A 17405-nucleotide genomic window follows, 5' to 3' on the forward strand; every position below is an offset into this window, starting at 1 on the left:
TTCTCCTTCTTTCCTTTATTTTTTCAGCGACATCGCGTAAACCGCATCCATATCCAGGGATTCCCGGACCTTTTCTGCGAGTTTATCATACTGCTGGTTTTCATACTCTTTCCAGCTCAGGCGTTTTCCGCCGGTATAGGAAATTCCCTTACGGCTGCACAGCCAGCGGCCGAGCTTTTCTGTGGCTTCACCGGAATCAAACAGACCATGCAGATAAGTTCCAAATACATTTCCGCAGCTGCATCCGTCTTCTTTTTTCTCTCCTCCGGCAGTCTCATTTTCCAGCCGGCTGAAGGAATCACCGGAAACTTCAGTCTTCCCCATATGAATTTCATAGGCATCCACCGAGGCTCCTGCAAGCGGTCCTGAGACGATTTCTCCGTGCACGCGGGTTCTCGTCTTTTCCCCGGTAAACACGGTCTGCACAGGAAGCAGGGATAAGCCCTTCATGGAATCCCGCTTTCCTTCTGTATGTTCCGGGTTGTCCAGTTGTTCCCCCAGCATCTGGTATCCTCCGCAGATGCCCAGGACGGCTCCGCCTGCGGCCGCGAACTTGCGGATCATCATTTCCAGGCCAGACTCCCTTGTCCAGACCAGGTCATCCAGGGTGCTTTTTGTCCCCGGAAGAATCAGAAGATCCGGATCGCCGAACTCTTCAGGACGTGAAATATAGCGGACGGACATCAGCGGATCGGCCTCAAGCGGCGCAAAATCCGTGAAGTTGGAAATCCGCGGAAGGCGGACAACGGCAATATCCAGAAGCGCATGCGAATCTTCATTTATCTCAGAATGAGAAAGCCGCGGCGCCAGGGAATCCTCTTCATCGATATCGACGTGAAGGTAAGGAATAATACCGAGCACAGGGATTCCGGTCTTTTCCTCAATCATCCGGACTCCCGGCATCAGAATTTCCTTATCGCCCCGGAATTTATTGATCAGCATGCCCTTAATGCGGCGGCGTTCGTTTTCCTCCAGCAGGGCCGCAGTTCCGTAAAGCTGGGCGAACACCCCGCCCCGGTCGATGTCCCCGGCCAGCAGAACCGGCGCGTCCACCATCTCCGCAAGACCCATATTCACAATATCATGCTGCTTGAGATTGATCTCGGCCGGACTTCCCGCGCCCTCGATCACAACGATATCGTTCTCCTCTGCCAGTGACCGGTAGGCCTCCATAATATCCGGAATCAGCCTCTCCTTATACTTGAAATACTCGCGGGCTTCCATATCACCCAGCACTCTTCCGTTTACGATCACCTGACTTCCGACGTCGCTCGACGGTTTCAGCAGAATCGGGTTCATCCGCACGTCCGGCTCGACCCCTGCGGCCTCGGCCTGCATGACCTGGGCCCGGCCCATTTCCAGCCCGTCAGAAGTAATGTAGCTGTTCAGCGCCATATTCTGACTTTTAAAAGGAACGGCCCGGTATCCGTCCTGGCGGAAGATGCGGCAGAGGGCACCGCACAAGAGGCTCTTTCCGGCCCCTGACATGGTTCCCTGCACCATAATATTTCCTGTAATCCTATGGTCTGTCACGTTTACTCCTTTCTGAGAATAGTAACAAGCTTCTCTCTTTTCCCGGAAGATCCCCGGTCAGCGCTGACGGATTCCGCCTTCCTGAAGGCATTCTCTGACCGCCTGAATCAGCATCTGATTATCCTGACGGCTTCTGACGCAGACGCGGATCCAGTGTTCATCCAGGCCATGATAGTTGCTGCAGTCGCGGACCAGAATGCCTTTTTCCGCCAGCGGTTCAGAAAGCCTGATATCCGCACGGATCAGAAGGTAGTTGGCCTGTCCGCTGCTGACAAAAGGTATTCCTTCAAGGGATTCCAGCTGTTCTTTCAGATACGCCCGTTCTTCTGTATTCTGCTGCCGGTATCTTTCTATGTATTCCGATTCCCTCAGTGCGGCAAGGCCAGCTGCCTGCGCTCCTGTGGAAACTGCCCAGGAAGGGCCGCATAATTCTGCCCGCTCTCTCCAGTCCTTCCGGAAAAAGATTCCGTAGCCAAGGCGGATTCCCGGCATGGAAAAGATCTTGGTAAATGAGCGCAGAAGGATGAGCTGGCCATACTTCCCGCCTTCTGCAAGCAACGTGTGTTTCTCCGGATCATCGAGAAGCCAGAGGAAAGATTCATCAACGACAAGCGTGATCTTTTTTTTCTGACATGCCGCTAGAAGCCGGAGAAGTGAAGCCTTATCCGTTGTCCTTCCTGTCGGATTGTTCGGTTCACAGAGAAAAATCATCTCCGCGCGCCCGCTTTCCGGAAATTCCGGGTCTTTTTCCGCCAGTTCCAGAAGTTCGTCGATCCGGTTATTCAGAAGAAATTCGTCTTCTTCCCGAAGGAGAAAATGGCTGACCTGTGATCCTGCCGCCTTCAGTGCGCGCTCGTATTCACTGAAGGTCGGTGCCGTGACCACCGCCCTGGACGGCCTCCTGCTGAAGACAATCCGGTAAATGATGTCCGAGGCGCCTGCTCCCGGAAGGATCTGCCATGTTTCCAGCTGATTCTTCTCTGCCAGGGCATTTACCAGATCTCTCTGCTCCGGGTCCGGATACTCGGAAGCTTCAGACACTGTAGCTGCTGCGGCTTTCTGAACCCCTTCCGGCGTTCCTTCCGGATTGACATTCACGGAAAAATCCAGAGGCTTCCTGCCGTACTGCTTTTCAAAACCGTAAATATCTCCGCCATGTTCACTGTTTGTTATAAAACTCAATGTTCCCTCTCCAAATTACTTCTTCATTTTCCGCATATTTTCAGCAGATTCCGCAGAGATTCTGCTGCGGTTTTCTTCAACAGCCTGTTCCGGATTTCCCGCATACTGTCCTGTTTCTGTTCAGCCTTAATCTGCCCGGGCCGTGACTATCTCAGAATCAGCCAGAAAATCAGCGCCCGCAGGCTGAAGAATATGAACAGCCCCGCCGCAGAAGACGCGCCCAGCATCTGACAGCAGCGTAAAATATCGTTTCTTTCGATCGGCCGGTCAGAATCTCCGATTGCCGGCTTGTCGTAAATCTTCCCGAAATACTGGGCAGGACCCGCAAGCTGCACATGAAGAGAACCTGCGCAGGCCGACTCTGTCTGCGCGGAATTCGGACTCGCGTGTTTCCGGCTGTCCCTTCTCCAGATCCGCAGCGCGTTCCTGCCGTCATTTCCTGTCACTGCCGCGCCCAGTGCCCACAGGAGCGCCGAAATTCTGGATGGAATGTAATTGAACACATCGTCGATCCTGGCTCCGGTTCTTCCGAAATACAGATATTTATCATTTCTGTATCCGATCATGCTGTCTAGGGTGTTCACCGCTTTATAGGTCAGTGCCAGCGGAGCGCCGCCGATGGCCATATAGAACAGCGGGGCGATCACGCCGTCAGAGAAATTCTCCGCCACCGTTTCACAGTCTGCCTTGATCACGCCGGTCTCATCCAGGACAAAGGTGTCTCTTCCGACAATTCTTCCGACCGCCTTCTGCGCATCTTCAAGACTTCCCTCCGGCGGAAGATGATGGTATACATTGACGGCTTCTTTCTGAAGGCCTCTCATCGCCAGTGCCTGCCAGCACCATAGTGTCTCCACCGCAAAGCCCAGAAGCGGGTGGATTCTGAGCGCTCCCCAGCAGACAAAGGCGGTAACCGCAAAAGTAAGAAGGATTGTGAGTATCGCAGTAAAGAATCCTCCGGCCAGCTCTCCTTTCTTTCCCTTCGGAAAAATTTTCCGGAAACACTTCTCAAACAGTGAGATACACTTTCCGATGATCACCACCGGATGCGGAAAATGGTATGGATCTGCCAGCAGCAGATCCAGCAGCGCTCCTGCGCATGCTGCCGCTTCCGTTATTATAAAATACATCACCCAGTGGTTCATCTGCACGCTCCTCACTTACTATACTTTTTCCGGTTTTCTCCGCGCGGCTCTGTTTTCCGCCGTCAGGAAATCCTGTTCTCTTTTCCTTCTGCCGCCCCGGACTTATCTGCTGTCTTTTTTCTTCTCTTCCTTCTTCCTGTGACAGCGTTCTGCGGCAGCAATATAGCGGCTGACTGCCTCCGGACAGGCGGCCAGATAAAGGTGCGGAAATGCCGCATACATCGTCGGGCCCGCATATCCCTCGTCCCACTCTCTTCTGCTCATCGGTTTTTTCAGATGAAAAGCTTCTCCATCCTTTTCGGCAGCCCAGTAATGGAATTCATGAACAAACATGGACTCGCCTTTTTTCATCAGAAGGCTGTCTTCCTCTGCCGTCATCTCTGCGTAGCCGAAGCGGACCAGCTTTCCGGAATTTCCGCTTCCGCCCGGAAATACGCCGGCCATCGGGAATTCCTGACCCTCTTCATCGCAGATCGAATCCAGAAGGTAGAGGAATCCTCCGCACTCAGCGATCACCGGCATGCCGGATTCCACCGCCTTTCTGATGCTGTCTCTCATACTCTGGTTTTCCGCCAGCTCCTTCGCGTAAAGCTCCGGATAGCCTCCCGGAAGATACAGAGCATCTGCCTCTTCCGGAATGCGCGGCTCGTGAATCGGGCTGAAGTACACGATGCAGCCGCCCTGACGGTCCATTTCTTCTTCCGTTTCCCGGTAGCAGAAGGAAAAGGCCTCGTCCCGGGCAATGGCAATGACCGCACGCCGCGGCGCCCGGCTCTGCGGAAAAGCCGGAAAAGACGAACGGCCGCCGGCAGTTTCCAGGCTTTCTGTGTCTCCCTGGGCCGGGCAGGCTTTGTCCTGCAGAACCGGTACAGAGAAGGCCTTCTGGAAGGCATCCCAGTCCAGATTCTTCTCCATTTCATCCGCGACGATGCCGATGTTCTTCTGCAGATCCTCGATCTCGTCCGCCTGATACAGCCCCAGATGCCTGGATTTTACACGCACGTCCGGAATCTCCGGAAGACAGCCGATGACCGGAAGTCCCGTTTCCTTCTCCAATATGGTCTTCATCAGCGCCGCGTAGGAGGGCTTGCAGCGGTTCAGGAAAATCCCCGCGATATGGCTGTCCTGCCGGAAATTCTGAAGGCCCTGTACTTCCGCCGCCAGGGTCAGGCTGCTTCCTTCAGGGGACAAAACCAGCAGCACCGGAACGTTCACGACATCAGCAAGATGCCAGCAGCTGCCGGTATCCGTCTTCCCGGACAGCCCGTCATACATGCCCATCACGCCCTCGATCACCGCGGATCCGTGCATTGCCAGCTCTCTTCTGTAGGCCGTTTTCACGTAATCCTCATCCGACATGACCAGATCCAGATTGTGGCTGCTCACATTCAGAATGCTGCGGTGAAACATCGGATCGATGTAGTCCGGCCCAGTCTTGAAGGCGCAGGGATTCAGCCCCTTTCTCTTCAGAATTTCCAAAAGCCCGCAGGTAATCAGCGTCTTTCCCGAGTTTGAAGAAGACGCCGCGACTACGGCCTGTATTTTTTTCTCCATCCGCTACTCCTTTATTGCGCTGACAATGTAAATCGGGTTTTCCGCCGTCATCATGTGAATGCCGCGGCTGCCGACTGTTTTCGAACGGCTGACAGAAATCTGCATGATATCCGGGTCTTTTCCCAGCTTTTCCAGCGCATCCATTCCCTGAAGAACCGTCTCCAGCACGATTCCGGTAAAGGCGATCCGGACCTGGGGATTCTTCTCCACTGCCGCCCGGATAACCTCTTCGATATGACCATTGGAGCCGCCGATAAACACAACGTCCGGCTCTGGAAGATTCTGCAGGGCTTCCGGTGCCTCTCCTTTAATGATCTCTAGATTTCCCAGATGAAATCTCCTGCGGTTCTGCTGAATCAGACTGCAGGCTTCTTCCTTACACTCCACGGCGTAAACGATTCCGCCGGCTGCCTGACGTGCCAGCTCCACAGAAACACTTCCCGTTCCGGCGCCAATGTCCCAGACCGTTTCTTCCGGAGAAATCTGAAGAAGCGATGAAAGGGCCATCCGGATCATCTTCTTGGTCATGGGAACTTTCCCCCGGATAAAGGCTTCATCCGGAATTCCACATGCAGGATACAGATCCTGAACACCTTCCACCAGCGCAACAGCAAGGGAGGAAAAGGCGATTTCTGCCGCCTCCCTGCAGCTGCAGGCGGTAATCTTCTGCCTGCTCATGCCTAAGTTTTCTCCGATCCAGACCTTTTGTTCTTCAAGCCCGGCATGGCAGAGTTCCTGACAGAGTTTCTGCGCTCCTGTGCTGCCTCCGGTCAGGAAAAACGCATCTTTTCCTTTTCTGACCGCCGCGGCAGGATCACAGTCCCTGCCGTGCGCCGAAACCAGGGTCCAGTCCTGCCAGGGCTTTCCAATGGCGGAAGAAAGCATCTGAATCGAAGAAATTCCCGGAAATTCTTCAAGGGAAAAGCCGCTGAAGGCTTCTGCTTCCCGGCTCATCGGATCCATGTTTTCCGGAAGCCGCTTCCGGTATTCTCTTAAAAATGAGCCTGCTCCGCTGTAAAATCCGGTATCTCCGCTGAACAGGAGGGCGACCTTCCAATTTCCCCATTCTTCCTTCTTTTCCATCAGAAGATCCGCGATTCTTCCCGGCCAGATCTCCTGGCGGAATTCTTGTCTGCTTTCCGGATAGGCGCTGCGGACCAGTTCCAGAAGTCTCGGTGCTCCGATGAGGATATCCGCATTTTCTACCGCTTCACGCGCTTCTGCAATTACCGTATTCATTCCGGCGCCAAGTCCGATCAGGGATACCTTCATCCATTCTGCTCCTTTCCGTGCTGTTCGTTTTCTTTCTTTTCCGGTTTTCCCGGATGCTTCCCTCTTGTTTCTTTATTTTGTCTTTCCTGGATCCAGGAAAGGATTTCCTCTTCACTGGAAGGCGGAATCACCTCTTCCGGCCGCTGAATCATCAACAGCTGCACGCCGCATTCTTCTGCCGCTTCGATCTTCTGAAACAGTCCGCCCTGGCGCCCGCTTTCCTTGGTGACTATATAGGAGATATCATAGTCTCTTAACATGCAGCAGTTCATCGCTGTGGAAAAGGGCCCCTGCATGGCGATGATGTTTTTCCTCGGAATTCCCGCTTCTTCACAGAGCTGAATCGAGCGCACCGCCGGAAGAACCCTCGGATACAGCCGCTCCGGTCCGAGAACGGCATATGCCTTCAGATCCTTGGATCCGGTCGTCAGCAGGATGCTGCCCGCTTTCTGCTGAAGATAACTGCAGACTTCGGAGACAGACGACACCTTCTTCAGAAACTCCGTCTCTGGAATCGGCGCTTCTTCCCTGACGAAGCGGAATTCTTTTACTTTTTTATTGCTGCAGGCGGTCCGGATGCTTCCGCTGATATGCTCTGCGAAGGGATGGGTAGCGTCGATGCAGACATCTGCGCTGTCCAGCATGTCCTCGATCTCTTCTTCCGGCCGGATGCCGAACACCGCTTTCACGCCGGGAATCTGCCCGAGCGTTTCCGCGCCGTAGTCCGTCGCCGCGCTGTATAAGACGCTGCAGCCCTGCTCCGCAAGCTCCTGCGTCAGCGCTCTCCCCTCTGTTGTTCCGCCAAAAATTAATACTCTCATTCCGTCCTATTCTGCCTTCTTTTCATATCCTCTCGGTGTCACCATGCGGCCTCCGATGTTTTTCGTCTGGGAAGAGCCGATAAACACGGTGGTAAACATATCGATGTCCTCATCCGGAAGTTCCCGAAGAGTCAGCACCTTCTTTTCCATCCCGTCACGGCCGATGTTCTTCACCCAGCCGCAGACTGTATCTCCGCTCAGAGTCTCCAGAAGGACCCTGCAGGCCTTTTTCAGCGCGTCCTTTCTGTGATGCGACCTCGGGTTATACAGACAAAGGGCAAAATCACCTTCTGCCGCCATCCGCAGCCGCTTTTCAATGAGTTCTTCCGGCGTCAGAAGGTTCGACAAGGAGATGACGCAGAAGTCGTGTCCCAGAGGTGCGCCTAATACCGCGGCTCCTGAAGTCGCCGCCGTCACGCCGGAAACTACCTGTACGTCTGCTCCCGGATATTCCGGAAGAAGCTGCAGGAGAAGGCCCGCCATTCCGTAGATTCCCGCGTCTCCGCTGCAGACCAGGGCGGTGTCCTTTCCCTCCTGAGCATACTGAAGAGCCATCCGGCATCTCTGGATTTCCTGCTTCATTGGAGTTGAAAAAAACTTTTTGTCCGGATACTGGTCTTTCACCAGATTGATATACACCGTATATCCTCCGATATACGTACACTTTTCAATAACATCCGCTGCTTCCTGTGTCATGTATTCCGGTTTTCCCGGGCCGATTCCCACTGCATATACTGCTGCCATGGATTGTACTCCCTTCTTCCCTTGCTGATTCTATAGTTTTCTCCAGATTTTCTGGCGTTTTCATTTCTGCGTTTTTCTTACCAGTTCAGCCGAAGCTCTTCCAGCGCCGCTGCCATGGTAACCCCCTGAAAGCTGAACTTTTCAGCGATCAGACGCTCTCTGTCTCCGCCGGCTGCCGTCACCGCGCTCCGCTCACAGACATTGTCCGTTCCCACGGTCTTTTTCACAAAATCCGATCCTGTAAAGTTTCCTTTCCGTTCATTCAGTTCCTCTGCAGAATATGTCCGGAAGGGAATCTGCTTTGCTTTACAGAATTGGATAATGCCGGCTTCGTTCTTCTTCACATCGATGCTGGCGGCCGCTGCCAGCGCCAGATCAAAGAATCCGTACATAGAAGAAAACTTCTGCCAGCAGGCTTCAACTGCTGCCGCAGAGCTTCCCTTCCTGCATCCGATACCAAGTACCAGGGCCTTTGGGACCAGATGAAGCGCCCTTTCTTCAGGAAAGCTGCCGACATCAAGGATTACATCTGCCCTTTTCCGGGCATCCATGCGTTCTGCCTTCCTTCCAGCGTTTCCCCGGCAGTTTCCTTCAACTGCGTCGCGGATGTTGTCCTCCGAATGGTCTTCACGCTCGTTTTTCCCGCTTTCTTTCTGGAAAACCTGAAAGCTTCCGATTCCATCCGGAATAGTCCCAGGAATCTCCCATCGGGAAAGCACGGTGATCCCGGCCTTTTCATCCAAGACCTTCCCGGAAACCTTTACAATCCTCTCCGGCTCCAGAATCTTAAGCCGCTGAGAATCCGCCCAGCTGTCCACGGCAAACTTCTTATGGACATCGGTTCCCGTAGTGAGAACAGCCTGCGCGCCCAGCAGCCCTGCAAGGCGCTCTGCCTCACGGTTTGCGCCCCCGAGATGGCCGGAAAGCAGCGGAATCACGAATTTTCCCTTTTCATCCAGCACCAGAACCGGAGGATCTTCAAGTTTGCTCTTTAAGAGCGGCGCAATGCTGCGGACAGCAATCCCACAGGCCCCGATATATAAAAGGCAGTTTCCCTTATGAAAATACTCCCGGCTCCATTCCGATGCCTTAAGCGGCCTTCCCGACCGCTGCGAAAAGGCAGAAAACCCCTGCTTTCCAAGCGCCTCTTCTATTCTTTCCGCCAGCCGGAAGCCGTCTTCAGAAAAGGCCAGAATCCGATAGACGAAGTCCGTTTTCCCGGCAGCTTCTGCCTTTTCAATTTTTCCGTCCATCTCACTCATCTTCTGCTATTTATTCCCTGACTTCTTTTCTTTTGCCTGCCTGAACTCCGTGCTGAAGGACGGGTCATATAACTTACTCTTCTCATAGCGGGAACCTAAAAAATCTCCTACCAGAACCAGTGCGGTCTTGCTGATACCGTTCTTTTCTGCTTCCTCTGCTAAATTTCCCACCCTGCAGCGGATAGTCTTTTCCTCCGGCCACGTAGCCTTATACACAATGGCCGCCGGAGTATCTTCCGTGTAAGCCCCCTGCAGAAGGTCCTCCTGCAGAGCCGGAATCATGCCGGAAGACAGGAACAGAACCATGGTAGATCCATGCGCGGCAAGCTGCGGAATGCTCTCTCTTTCCGGAACCGGCGTGCGCCCGGCTTTTCTGGTGATGATCACGGTCTGCGACACGTCCGGAAGCGTATACTCCGCATTCAGGGCCGATGCCGCGCCGCAGAAGCTGGAAACGCCCGGCGTATCGTCGTATTTAATTCCCAGCTCATCCAGCACGTCCATCTGCTCTCGGATCGCACCGTACAGGCTCATGTCGCCCGTGTGAAGACGAACGGTATCCAGACCCTGCTCCTCCGCTTTTTTCATCTCAGCGACCACCTCGTCCAGCGTCATATGGGCGCTGTTAAAGATCCTGCAGTTTTCTTTTGTCACCTGAAGAAGCGCAGGATTCACCAGACTTCCCGCGTAAATCACCACGTCCGTTTCCTGCAGCAGTTTCTGTCCCCGCACCGTGATCAGGTCGGCAGCTCCCGGCCCCGCGCCTACAAAATGAACCATATTCTCCTCCTATTTTTCCGGAATCTGCACATTCCATTCCTTCAGTATTTTCTCTGCTGTCTCCGTCAGCCCCAGCAGCCGTTCGCCCTGGTAGACCGCCGCACCGATTTTCAGCCTGTTTTCCGCTCTCCGGTCCAGATGATGCTGGATTTTCTGAAGCAGCGCTTCCATGACCTCTGGAAATACGCCGGCCTCTTCCAGGATCCTCACCGCCTCATCGGTAACCGCGCACTGCATCAGCTTCTGACAGGTCTTCTGGTCTGCCCCCGCGCAGGCCGCATGCGCAGTCAGGATCTCCATCCGGCAGTCTCCCATGCGGGAATGGGTGTTCATCATTCCGCCGGCCAGTTTCACGAGCTTTCCGATGTGTCCGGTCAGAAGAACCCGCTGAAAGCCACAGTTTACCGCGATATCCACCGCGTCGCCGATGAAATTGGAGCACTGCACCAGAGGCGCATGGTCCAGAACATTTCCCAGATGCCCCTGCTGAAGGAAGGTCTCTCCGTAATTACCCGGCACCAGAATCACGTCCCCTGCGCCAGTTCTCTTCTGCTTCATCTCTACTTCGATGGTGTCCACCAGCGCCTGCTCGCTCATCGGCTCCACGATCCCGGTCGTTCCCAGAATCGAAATTCCTCCGGTGATGCCCAGATGCGGATTGAAGGTCTTTTCTGCGATTTTCCTTCCTTCCGGGACAAAAATCACCGCGGCTGCGCCGCGTTTTTCAAGGGGATAGTCCAGCTGACGCGCACAGGCTTCCAGAGACTCCCGGATCATCTGCCGCGGCACGGTATTGATCGCCGCCGCCCCAACCGGCTGGTCCAGGCCCGGCTTCGTCACCCTGCCGACGCCTTCGCCCCCGTCAATCGAAATTCCCGGCTTTTCCGTCAGGGACACTTCCGCCCCGATCAGAGCGCCGTCCGTCGCGTCGATATCATCGCCCGCGTCCTTTTTTATCAGGCAGTAGGCGGTTGTTTTCCCTTCATCCCGGAATCCGGCTTCCTCCGGCGAAACAGATACAGAAATCCCTTTCCGCGTGACAATGTTCAGCCTTTCCGGAACCCGTCCCGTCAGAAGAAGCTGAAGAGCTCCCGATGAAGCCAGCGCCGCACAGGTACCCGTCGTGAAGCCCAGGCGCAGCATTTTACTTCCATTTCTTACCACTTCATCCATGCCCAGCTCCTTCTTATTTCTCCCTCACACGGAAAAACTCCTGCGGCGTTACGCGTTTTCCTGCCTTCTCCGCATAGGCTTCCAGCTGCTCAAGTTCCTTCGGAGTCTGCATGCCCTCCGGCACACCGGCGTCAATGACACAGGCAGCCTGATCAATCGCCTTCTCAGTCCGCTGAATCTGCTCGTCATCCGCCGCCTGAAAAGCCGGAACGACAACCGTTTCAGTGGACAATTCCCTGGCCAGATGGTAATCCACATCCGCTTCACTCAGAAGCCCCGCCGAAAAGCTGACCTTCTGCTTCTGCAGTTTCCGGTAAACCGCCACACCCGTTCCTCCGGCAGACAGGACGATGACCTCTGGCCGCTTCTTCCTTTGTCCCTGCTCCCTGAACTCCACGGTGCCGAACAGTGCATCGTAAAAGCCATGTTCCATGCCGTACAGCTCGCGGATCGTGTCTTTCCGGAAAATCTCCTCCGGAGCCCCGGCCTTCAGCTGCCCCCGGTTTCCGACACACACCACCAGATCCGATACTTTCTGCGCCAGATCGATCTCGTGAAGCGACATCACCACCGTCATTCCCCGGCTTCTTGTCATTTCCTGCAGCACCGTCAGAAGATCCAGCTTGTACTTGATGTCCAGGTATGAGGTCGGCTCGTCCAGAATCAGCAGGTCCGGCTCCTGACAAAGCGCACGCGCAAGGAGAATCCTCTGTTTCTGGCCGTCGCTGATCTGTTCAAAATCCCGGTCCGCAATTTCCTCCGCATGAACGTCTTTCAGTGCCTGGTCGATTTTCTTCTCATCTTCATCTGTCAGCAGGCCAAAGGCTCCCGTATACGGATAGCGGCCCACGGCAACGATATCCCGGCAGGTCAGGAGTTCCGGATGGATCCGCTCCGTCAGAACCGCGGCGATTTCCGACGCGATCTCCCTCTGTGACAGGCCCTGCATGTCCTTTCCAAACAGAAGAATCTTTCCGGACAGCAGGGGAAGCTCTCTGGTGATGCTCTTTAACAGCGTAGATTTTCCGGCTCCGTTCGGCCCGATCAGTGTGGTAATCCTGCCTCTCGGAATTCTGAGGCTGACCGGTCCGACGATGGCTCTCTTTCCATATCCCGCGCAGACCTCCTGCAATTCCAGCGCGGCAGTCTCTTTTTCAGGGCCCCTTCCCTCTGTCCTAGGCATGACGCATCCTCCTTCTCTGCAGCATGATGTAAAGAACAATCGGTGCTCCGAAAATCGACGTCACCGTGCTGATATTCAGCTCCGTCGGCGCAAAGGCGGTCCTCGCAATCAGGTCGCAGATCATGCAGAACAGCGACCCCGTCAGGAAGGATGCCGGAATCACCAGAATCGGCCTTGACGTTCCCAGCATACGCTTCGCAAGGAAAGGCACCGCGATGCCGACAAAAGAAATCGGCCCGGCAAAGGCCGTCACGCATCCGGACAGCAGGCTGGAAAGGAGAATAATCTCAGCTCTGAATCTGCGGATATTCACGCCCATGCTGGCCGCATACGCCTCTCCAAGCTGATATGCCCCGATCGGCTTGGACAGCAGAAAAGTCAGAAGCGATGCCGCCAGAACAATCATTCCCGACACCCGGACATCCTGCCAGCTCATTCCTGAAAACGATCCCATGGACCAGCCGTGCAGATTCACCACATCCGAATCCTTCGCAAAGGTCGTCAGAAAATCCGTCACCGCGCTGCAGATATATCCGATCATAATGCCTGCCAGAAGCAGCGCTGCCGCATTTCTGATCCACTGCGAAAATAAAAGCACCAGACCCGTCGCCGCCAGCGCCCCGGCAAAGGCCGCAATCACCAGCACACCGGAACCCAGGCGCGATACGCGATCCATAAGAAGAATCATCACAATCGCAACCGCCATCTTGGACCCAGAAGAAATTCCCAGTACAAAAGGCCCTGCAATCGGATTCTCAAAAAACGTCTGCAGCAGGAATCCAGAGAGGGAAATCGCTCCCCCCAGCAGCATTCCGGTCAGAATCCTCGGAAGCCGGATCGTCCAGAGAATATTCAGAACATCCACTCTGCCCTGTTTCAGAAAAACTGCCCGAATCAGCTCTCCCAGAGAAATCTGCATATTTCCCGTGTTCACAGAGATCACCGTGACAACGGCAAGGCCCAGAAACAGCAAAAGAAAGACCGCCGTATAACGCGACCGCCTTTTCTTCTGTGTTTGTCTCCAGTCCTGCCTGGAACGATCCTGCAGCTTCTGAATACCTGCTTCACTTGTCTGTTTTCTGTCTGAACCCGAGCCTCTGCTCACCATATCTGCTCCCTGAAACCTTCTGTCTGAATACCATGTTACTGTCCATCTGACTCATCATAACAGTGTAACATAAAACCGCCCCCTCTGCCCGGCGATCTTTTCCTATAGAAGATTCCTATAACGCATTCTGCCTAGGAAATCCGGAAATGCCCGATGATCTCCTTCTCTTTCTTCGGCAGAATATCCTGGATATAGCTCTTCTGAGTCGGTTTTCCGTTGTGGATAATATAGGCAATGCCCTTCTTGTCACGCTTTGCGGAAACCACACCGATATGCTCCTTGAACACAACGATGTCGCCGCCCTGCCACTGGTCCGTATCGTGAATGTTCGTTGTCAGCGACTTGGCGTGGTGCTTCAGATAGGCATAAAGATTCTCCACGCGGCGGAAGTCGATATTAGAATCCGGAACCGAAACCGAAGTGTACCATCCGGGATGTTTCTCAATATCCCTGTTCACCAGCGTATGCATGTTATATCCCGCATTCAGCAGGGCATAATTGACCACATCCGTGCAGACGCCGTTTCCGTCCGTCGGCCAGCCTCCCTGATAATATTCGCTCTGATAATGCGGCTTCGTCTTTACATACTTCAGCGCACCCTGCAGAATCTCCGTCTGATCATCAATTCCATCGTGGTTCTTATCCACCTTCGATTTATATTCATTCGCAGCCGGGTCATTATATTTCTTCTTTGCAGACGCTGTACTGGTCTTCGCCTTAGCAGTGCCCGATCCTGACTTTTCCATCGCCTTGTGCGCCAGTCCCCCTGCAGCCCCGACCAGAACCAGGACGATCACCAGCGTCCGGATAAACATTCTTCTGTGGCGTTTCTTTCTGGCCTGTCTGATCCGTTTCAGCCTTGCCTCGCGCTCTTCCCTGTCCTTCTTAACCTTTGAATTACTGCTCATGTATATGAAAAACTTCCTTCCCGTCAGTTATCCTGCTCCTCTTGTTTTCCGTGTGCATTTCCTCCACAACTGCCCTATATTGTACCCATCATATATGTTATCTGTGTGATTAGATGACCCTTTTTACAACATAAATATCATCAGGCAAAAGATAAACGCAAGATATTTCACTCTTATTACGCATACAGTAAAAACAACAATAACCACTCAGAAAAATCTCTAAAATGATGGTTTACTTAAGCGGCTCAGTATGCTAATCTGACCTTATCAAGGAGGTGAGGGCAGTAGAAACCGCCACAAAAAACAACGATTCCACGACGGCGGATCCTGCCATAAGATATGGATAAGAAGAAAATTGCACTGATCATCAGCACCATTGCCGCTATTTCCGCAGCACTTGCAACACTGTGCGTCGTCATCACAAAAAAGAAACGTGATGCATAGTTTTCTGTTTCAGTAACAAGCATAGACTGAAAATGACAACAGCAGAAAAGCCGCGCAGATTCATCAGCTGCCACGGCTTTTTTGTTGTTTTTTCAATTTCAGATAAATGAATCGCCAGACTCATTCCGCTATTTCTCAAGCTCCGCCTGATGCTGAAAAACTTCCCGGGTCACAAAATCCAGAATGTCGTCCGCATTTACGTCCGGATTTGCCTCCAGATAGTCGATCACCTTCTGCTGATCATCGCTTCGAATCTCTTGGCACAGCGCAGCGCCAAACTCATTCGTCGCTCCCGGCACATTAAAGAGCAGTGTCCGAAGCCTCATCATCCGTTCATAGGCCGGATTCTTCTCCGGTTTCTTCCCAAAATGTAAATGAAACATTCTCTTACTCCTCTCTGTATGTTAATTCCAGACGGTCGTTTTCCGTAATCTCTCTGATCACACGGCATGGAGTTCCTGCCGCAACAACGCCAGCCGGAATATCCTTCGTAACCACACTTCCCGCACCGATGACCGAGCCCTGGCCGATTGTGACACCGCCGATTACCGTGACACGTGCACCCAGCCAGACATCATCCTCAAGAGTAATCGGCGCAGAAGTGCTGATTCCCCTTGCCCTCTGCTCTTTGTCGATGGAATGACCCGCGCAGCTCAGCACCGCACCCGGCGCGATGAAGGCGTTATTACCGATATGAATCGGCGACGTGTCCAGAAATACCGCGTTATAGTTTACAAACGCATTCCCGTGAAAATAAATGTTGAATCCATAATCACAGTGAAATTCCGGCATGATAAAGGTATAATCATGCACCTCGCCAAAAAGCTTCTGCATGGCTTCACGCTTCTCATCGTCCTTCTCCGGCGGCAGATGATTGATCTTCCAGCAGAGTTCGTGGCTCTGCTTCTGCACCGACTGCGGAATTTTCATGTTATTAATCACGTAAGGCTGATCGCCCTTAAGAATATCTATATAACTCATTTTCTTACCCCTGAATTAATTCATATCAAAATTGACGTACAAGGATATTATACTATAGTTCTCTGAACTTGCCAGCTGTTAGCAATACCCTGATGGTGTCAAAAGGTAGTGGGAGTTTTTGTTGACAGATCTCCAAGCTTTTTCTGCGAGCTGAACGCAGCCTACGCCTGGAACGCCTCCCGGCTCCCTTCGCGCATGCTCACGCTTCCGACTCCGCCGTCTCCGTGAAGCACGATCTTCAATTAACTCAGAGATCAGATTCCTGAATAAGCTCTTCATAGTGTGCTCGTACATCCTCGGTTGCTAATTGTTTTATCAGGTAGTACGGCAGATTGACTAGAGATTCATCGTCAGCCTTCTTAATGTAAGAAATAAGCGATTGAAAATCATCATTCTTTTGATTCATTTTTCCCCCCTCCTTGATCATCTCACCTTATTGACTATGCCGACGATCTTGTCCTTGCTGGATTATTCGACACGAGCATTAGCTTGATCTCCTCTTATGATTTGTTTCAGAATTGTTTCCAGATCCGGTTCCATCGTCTTAACCCCGCCTTGAGATTCTACGCATATTTAATTGATTTTATTTCATCAATTGGAATACCTAATAAAACATCACCCAGATCTGCTTCTATCTCCATTTTCCCTGACGATGCTTCAAACTCATCAACAAAATTCGTAATATACCCTTTGAAGCACTGATCGTCAATATCGCATATGACAACATCGTGATTAAGGAAAGGCAGAATTTCAGATACTTTCATTTGCGTCATCTCCTATGCGTCATCTCCTAAATAACTGATTCTGTAGTTAACGTTAGATTGTTACCTCGCTCTTCTTATCACCGCCGCAATGTCATTCCGTTTAAATTAATTAGTTTCCCAATCATCGTCGGCCACGCCTACATCTATAACAAAAGCATCCTGATCGCCTAAATATCATCCACTTGACCAGTTCTTCCGTTGAAAATGTCGCTCAAATGTCGCTCAAGCAAAAAAGCCCTGGAACCGAGTGATTCCAAGGCTTACAGAATGCGCAATGAGGGACTTGAACCCCCACGAGTAATCACTAGAACCTAAATCTAGCGCGTCTGCCAATTCCGCCAATTGCGCATAACACGAATTCCTGAACGGTCATCCTATTTTTCCAGTGAGATGACCGTTCAGGACAATGACTGCAGATACATACAAGATGTATAAGCAATAAAAAATGACTCCATCGAGAATTGAACTCGAGTTACCGCCGTGAAAGGGCGGTGTCTTAACCGCTTGACCATGGAGCCATAAATTTATTATATCATATTTTATAGGAAGAA

Annotated in this window: 17 protein-coding genes and 2 tRNA genes; all 19 read right to left on the bottom strand. The window is 52.7% G+C overall.

The genetic code is table 11. The features are described 5' to 3' along the window. Positions 1-15: 15 nt before the first annotated feature. The gene (locus ACI77B_RS10565; RefSeq protein ID WP_409337734.1) at positions 16-1503 is read right to left on the bottom strand and encodes a cobyric acid synthase; all 1488 of its coding nucleotides are present in this window, start codon (positions 1501-1503) and stop codon (positions 16-18) included. Positions 1504-1590: 87 nt separating this feature from the next. After that, positions 1591-2715 (bottom strand): aminotransferase class I/II-fold pyridoxal phosphate-dependent enzyme, encoded by a 1125-nt coding sequence (locus ACI77B_RS10570; RefSeq protein ID WP_409336775.1) that lies wholly within the window; start codon positions 2713-2715, stop codon positions 1591-1593. Between the two features lie 146 nt (positions 2716-2861). Then, positions 2862-3860: an adenosylcobinamide-phosphate synthase CbiB gene (cbiB, locus tag ACI77B_RS10575; protein ID WP_409336776.1), complete on the bottom strand. Its 999-nt coding sequence runs from the start codon at positions 3858-3860 to the stop codon at positions 2862-2864. A 102-nt stretch (positions 3861-3962) separates the two neighbouring features. Continuing rightward, complete coding sequence (locus ACI77B_RS10580; protein ID WP_409336777.1) at positions 3963-5414, bottom strand: cobyrinate a,c-diamide synthase; 1452 nt, start codon at positions 5412-5414, stop codon at positions 3963-3965. 3 nt (positions 5415-5417) lie between these two features. Next, complete coding sequence (gene cbiE / locus ACI77B_RS10585) at positions 5418-6686, bottom strand: precorrin-6y C5,15-methyltransferase (decarboxylating) subunit CbiE (RefSeq protein ID WP_409336778.1); 1269 nt, start codon at positions 6684-6686, stop codon at positions 5418-5420. After that, positions 6683-7507: a precorrin-6A reductase gene (gene cobK, locus ACI77B_RS10590; RefSeq protein ID WP_409336779.1), complete on the bottom strand. Its 825-nt coding sequence runs from the start codon at positions 7505-7507 to the stop codon at positions 6683-6685. Before cobK ends, cbiE begins: the two co-directional genes overlap by 4 nt. A 6-nt stretch (positions 7508-7513) precedes the next feature. Further along, entirely contained in the window at positions 7514-8251 is a 738-nt protein-coding gene (gene cobJ, locus ACI77B_RS10595; RefSeq protein WP_409336780.1) for a precorrin-3B C(17)-methyltransferase, read from the bottom strand. 77 nt (positions 8252-8328) lie between these two features. Continuing rightward, the gene (locus ACI77B_RS10600; RefSeq protein WP_409336781.1) at positions 8329-9504 is read right to left on the bottom strand and encodes a cobalt-precorrin 5A hydrolase; all 1176 of its coding nucleotides are present in this window, start codon (positions 9502-9504) and stop codon (positions 8329-8331) included. A 15-nt stretch (positions 9505-9519) separates the two neighbouring features. Beyond that, positions 9520-10293 carry a precorrin-4 C(11)-methyltransferase gene (gene cobM, locus ACI77B_RS10605; RefSeq protein WP_409336782.1) on the bottom strand — a complete coding sequence of 258 codons (774 nt, stop codon included), beginning with the start codon at positions 10291-10293 and terminating at the stop codon, positions 9520-9522. A gap of 9 nt (positions 10294-10302) precedes the next feature. Further along, the gene (gene cbiD / locus ACI77B_RS10610; RefSeq protein ID WP_409336783.1) at positions 10303-11466 is read right to left on the bottom strand and encodes a cobalt-precorrin-5B (C(1))-methyltransferase CbiD; all 1164 of its coding nucleotides are present in this window, start codon (positions 11464-11466) and stop codon (positions 10303-10305) included. 13 nt (positions 11467-11479) lie between these two features. After that, positions 11480-12649, bottom strand: coding sequence for an ABC transporter ATP-binding protein (locus ACI77B_RS10615; protein WP_409336784.1), 1170 nt, complete (start codon positions 12647-12649; stop codon positions 11480-11482). Beyond that, entirely contained in the window at positions 12642-13757 is a 1116-nt protein-coding gene (locus ACI77B_RS10620) for a FecCD family ABC transporter permease (protein WP_409336785.1), read from the bottom strand. The genes ACI77B_RS10615 and ACI77B_RS10620 overlap by 8 nt, the downstream gene beginning before the upstream one ends. Positions 13758-13888: 131 nt before the next feature. Further along, on the bottom strand, positions 13889-14665 hold the full coding sequence (locus ACI77B_RS10625) for a DUF1287 domain-containing protein (protein ID WP_409336786.1): 777 nt from the start codon (positions 14663-14665) through the stop codon (positions 13889-13891). Positions 14666-15237: 572 nt separating this feature from the next. After that, complete coding sequence (locus ACI77B_RS10630; protein ID WP_409336787.1) at positions 15238-15492, bottom strand: hypothetical protein; 255 nt, start codon at positions 15490-15492, stop codon at positions 15238-15240. Positions 15493-15496: 4 nt separating this feature from the next. Further along, positions 15497-16090 carry a sugar O-acetyltransferase gene (locus ACI77B_RS10635; RefSeq protein WP_409336788.1) on the bottom strand — a complete coding sequence of 198 codons (594 nt, stop codon included), beginning with the start codon at positions 16088-16090 and terminating at the stop codon, positions 15497-15499. 247 nt (positions 16091-16337) lie between these two features. After that, positions 16338-16496 (bottom strand): hypothetical protein, encoded by a 159-nt coding sequence (locus ACI77B_RS10640; RefSeq protein ID WP_409336789.1) that lies wholly within the window; start codon positions 16494-16496, stop codon positions 16338-16340. Positions 16497-16653: 157 nt separating this feature from the next. Next, complete coding sequence (locus tag ACI77B_RS10645; protein ID WP_409336790.1) at positions 16654-16854, bottom strand: hypothetical protein; 201 nt, start codon at positions 16852-16854, stop codon at positions 16654-16656. Between the two features lie 268 nt (positions 16855-17122). Further along, positions 17123-17202: transfer RNA gene (locus ACI77B_RS10650), tRNA-Leu, on the bottom strand. Positions 17203-17300: 98 nt separating this feature from the next. Next, a tRNA-Glu gene (locus ACI77B_RS10655) sits at positions 17301-17372 on the bottom strand. Positions 17373-17405 lie beyond the last annotated feature (33 nt).

It is taken from the genome of Eubacterium sp. F2 (genome assembly GCF_046244355.1).
Taxonomy (GTDB): domain Bacteria; phylum Bacillota; class Clostridia; order Peptostreptococcales; family Anaerovoracaceae; genus Aminicella.

Bases quoted from the DNA above. Each gene is read 5' to 3' on its own strand.
- ACI77B_RS10565 (WP_409337734.1), bottom strand. From the start codon at position 1,503: ATGGTGCAGGGAACCATGTCAGGGGCCGGAAAGAGCCTCTTGTGCGGT.
- cbiB (WP_409336776.1), bottom strand. From the start codon at position 3,860: ATGAACCACTGGGTGATGTATTTTATAATAACGGAAGCGGCAGCATGC.
- ACI77B_RS10580 (WP_409336777.1), bottom strand. From the start codon at position 5,414: ATGGAGAAAAAAATACAGGCCGTAGTCGCGGCGTCTTCTTCAAACTCG.
- cbiE (WP_409336778.1), bottom strand. From the start codon at position 6,686: ATGAAGGTATCCCTGATCGGACTTGGCGCCGGAATGAATACGGTAATT.
- cobK (WP_409336779.1), bottom strand. From the start codon at position 7,507: ATGAGAGTATTAATTTTTGGCGGAACAACAGAGGGGAGAGCGCTGACG.
- cobJ (WP_409336780.1), bottom strand. From the start codon at position 8,251: ATGGCAGCAGTATATGCAGTGGGAATCGGCCCGGGAAAACCGGAATAC.
- ACI77B_RS10600 (WP_409336781.1), bottom strand. From the start codon at position 9,504: ATGGACGGAAAAATTGAAAAGGCAGAAGCTGCCGGGAAAACGGACTTC.
- cobM (WP_409336782.1), bottom strand. From the start codon at position 10,293: ATGGTTCATTTTGTAGGCGCGGGGCCGGGAGCTGCCGACCTGATCACG.
- cbiD (WP_409336783.1), bottom strand. From the start codon at position 11,466: ATGGATGAAGTGGTAAGAAATGGAAGTAAAATGCTGCGCCTGGGCTTC.
- ACI77B_RS10615 (WP_409336784.1), bottom strand. From the start codon at position 12,649: ATGCCTAGGACAGAGGGAAGGGGCCCTGAAAAAGAGACTGCCGCGCTG.
- ACI77B_RS10620 (WP_409336785.1), bottom strand. From the start codon at position 13,757: ATGGTGAGCAGAGGCTCGGGTTCAGACAGAAAACAGACAAGTGAAGCA.
- ACI77B_RS10625 (WP_409336786.1), bottom strand. From the start codon at position 14,665: ATGAGCAGTAATTCAAAGGTTAAGAAGGACAGGGAAGAGCGCGAGGCA.
- ACI77B_RS10630 (WP_409336787.1), bottom strand. From the start codon at position 15,492: ATGTTTCATTTACATTTTGGGAAGAAACCGGAGAAGAATCCGGCCTAT.
- ACI77B_RS10635 (WP_409336788.1), bottom strand. From the start codon at position 16,090: ATGAGTTATATAGATATTCTTAAGGGCGATCAGCCTTACGTGATTAAT.
- ACI77B_RS10640 (WP_409336789.1), bottom strand. From the start codon at position 16,496: ATGAATCAAAAGAATGATGATTTTCAATCGCTTATTTCTTACATTAAG.
- ACI77B_RS10645 (WP_409336790.1), bottom strand. From the start codon at position 16,854: ATGAAAGTATCTGAAATTCTGCCTTTCCTTAATCACGATGTTGTCATA.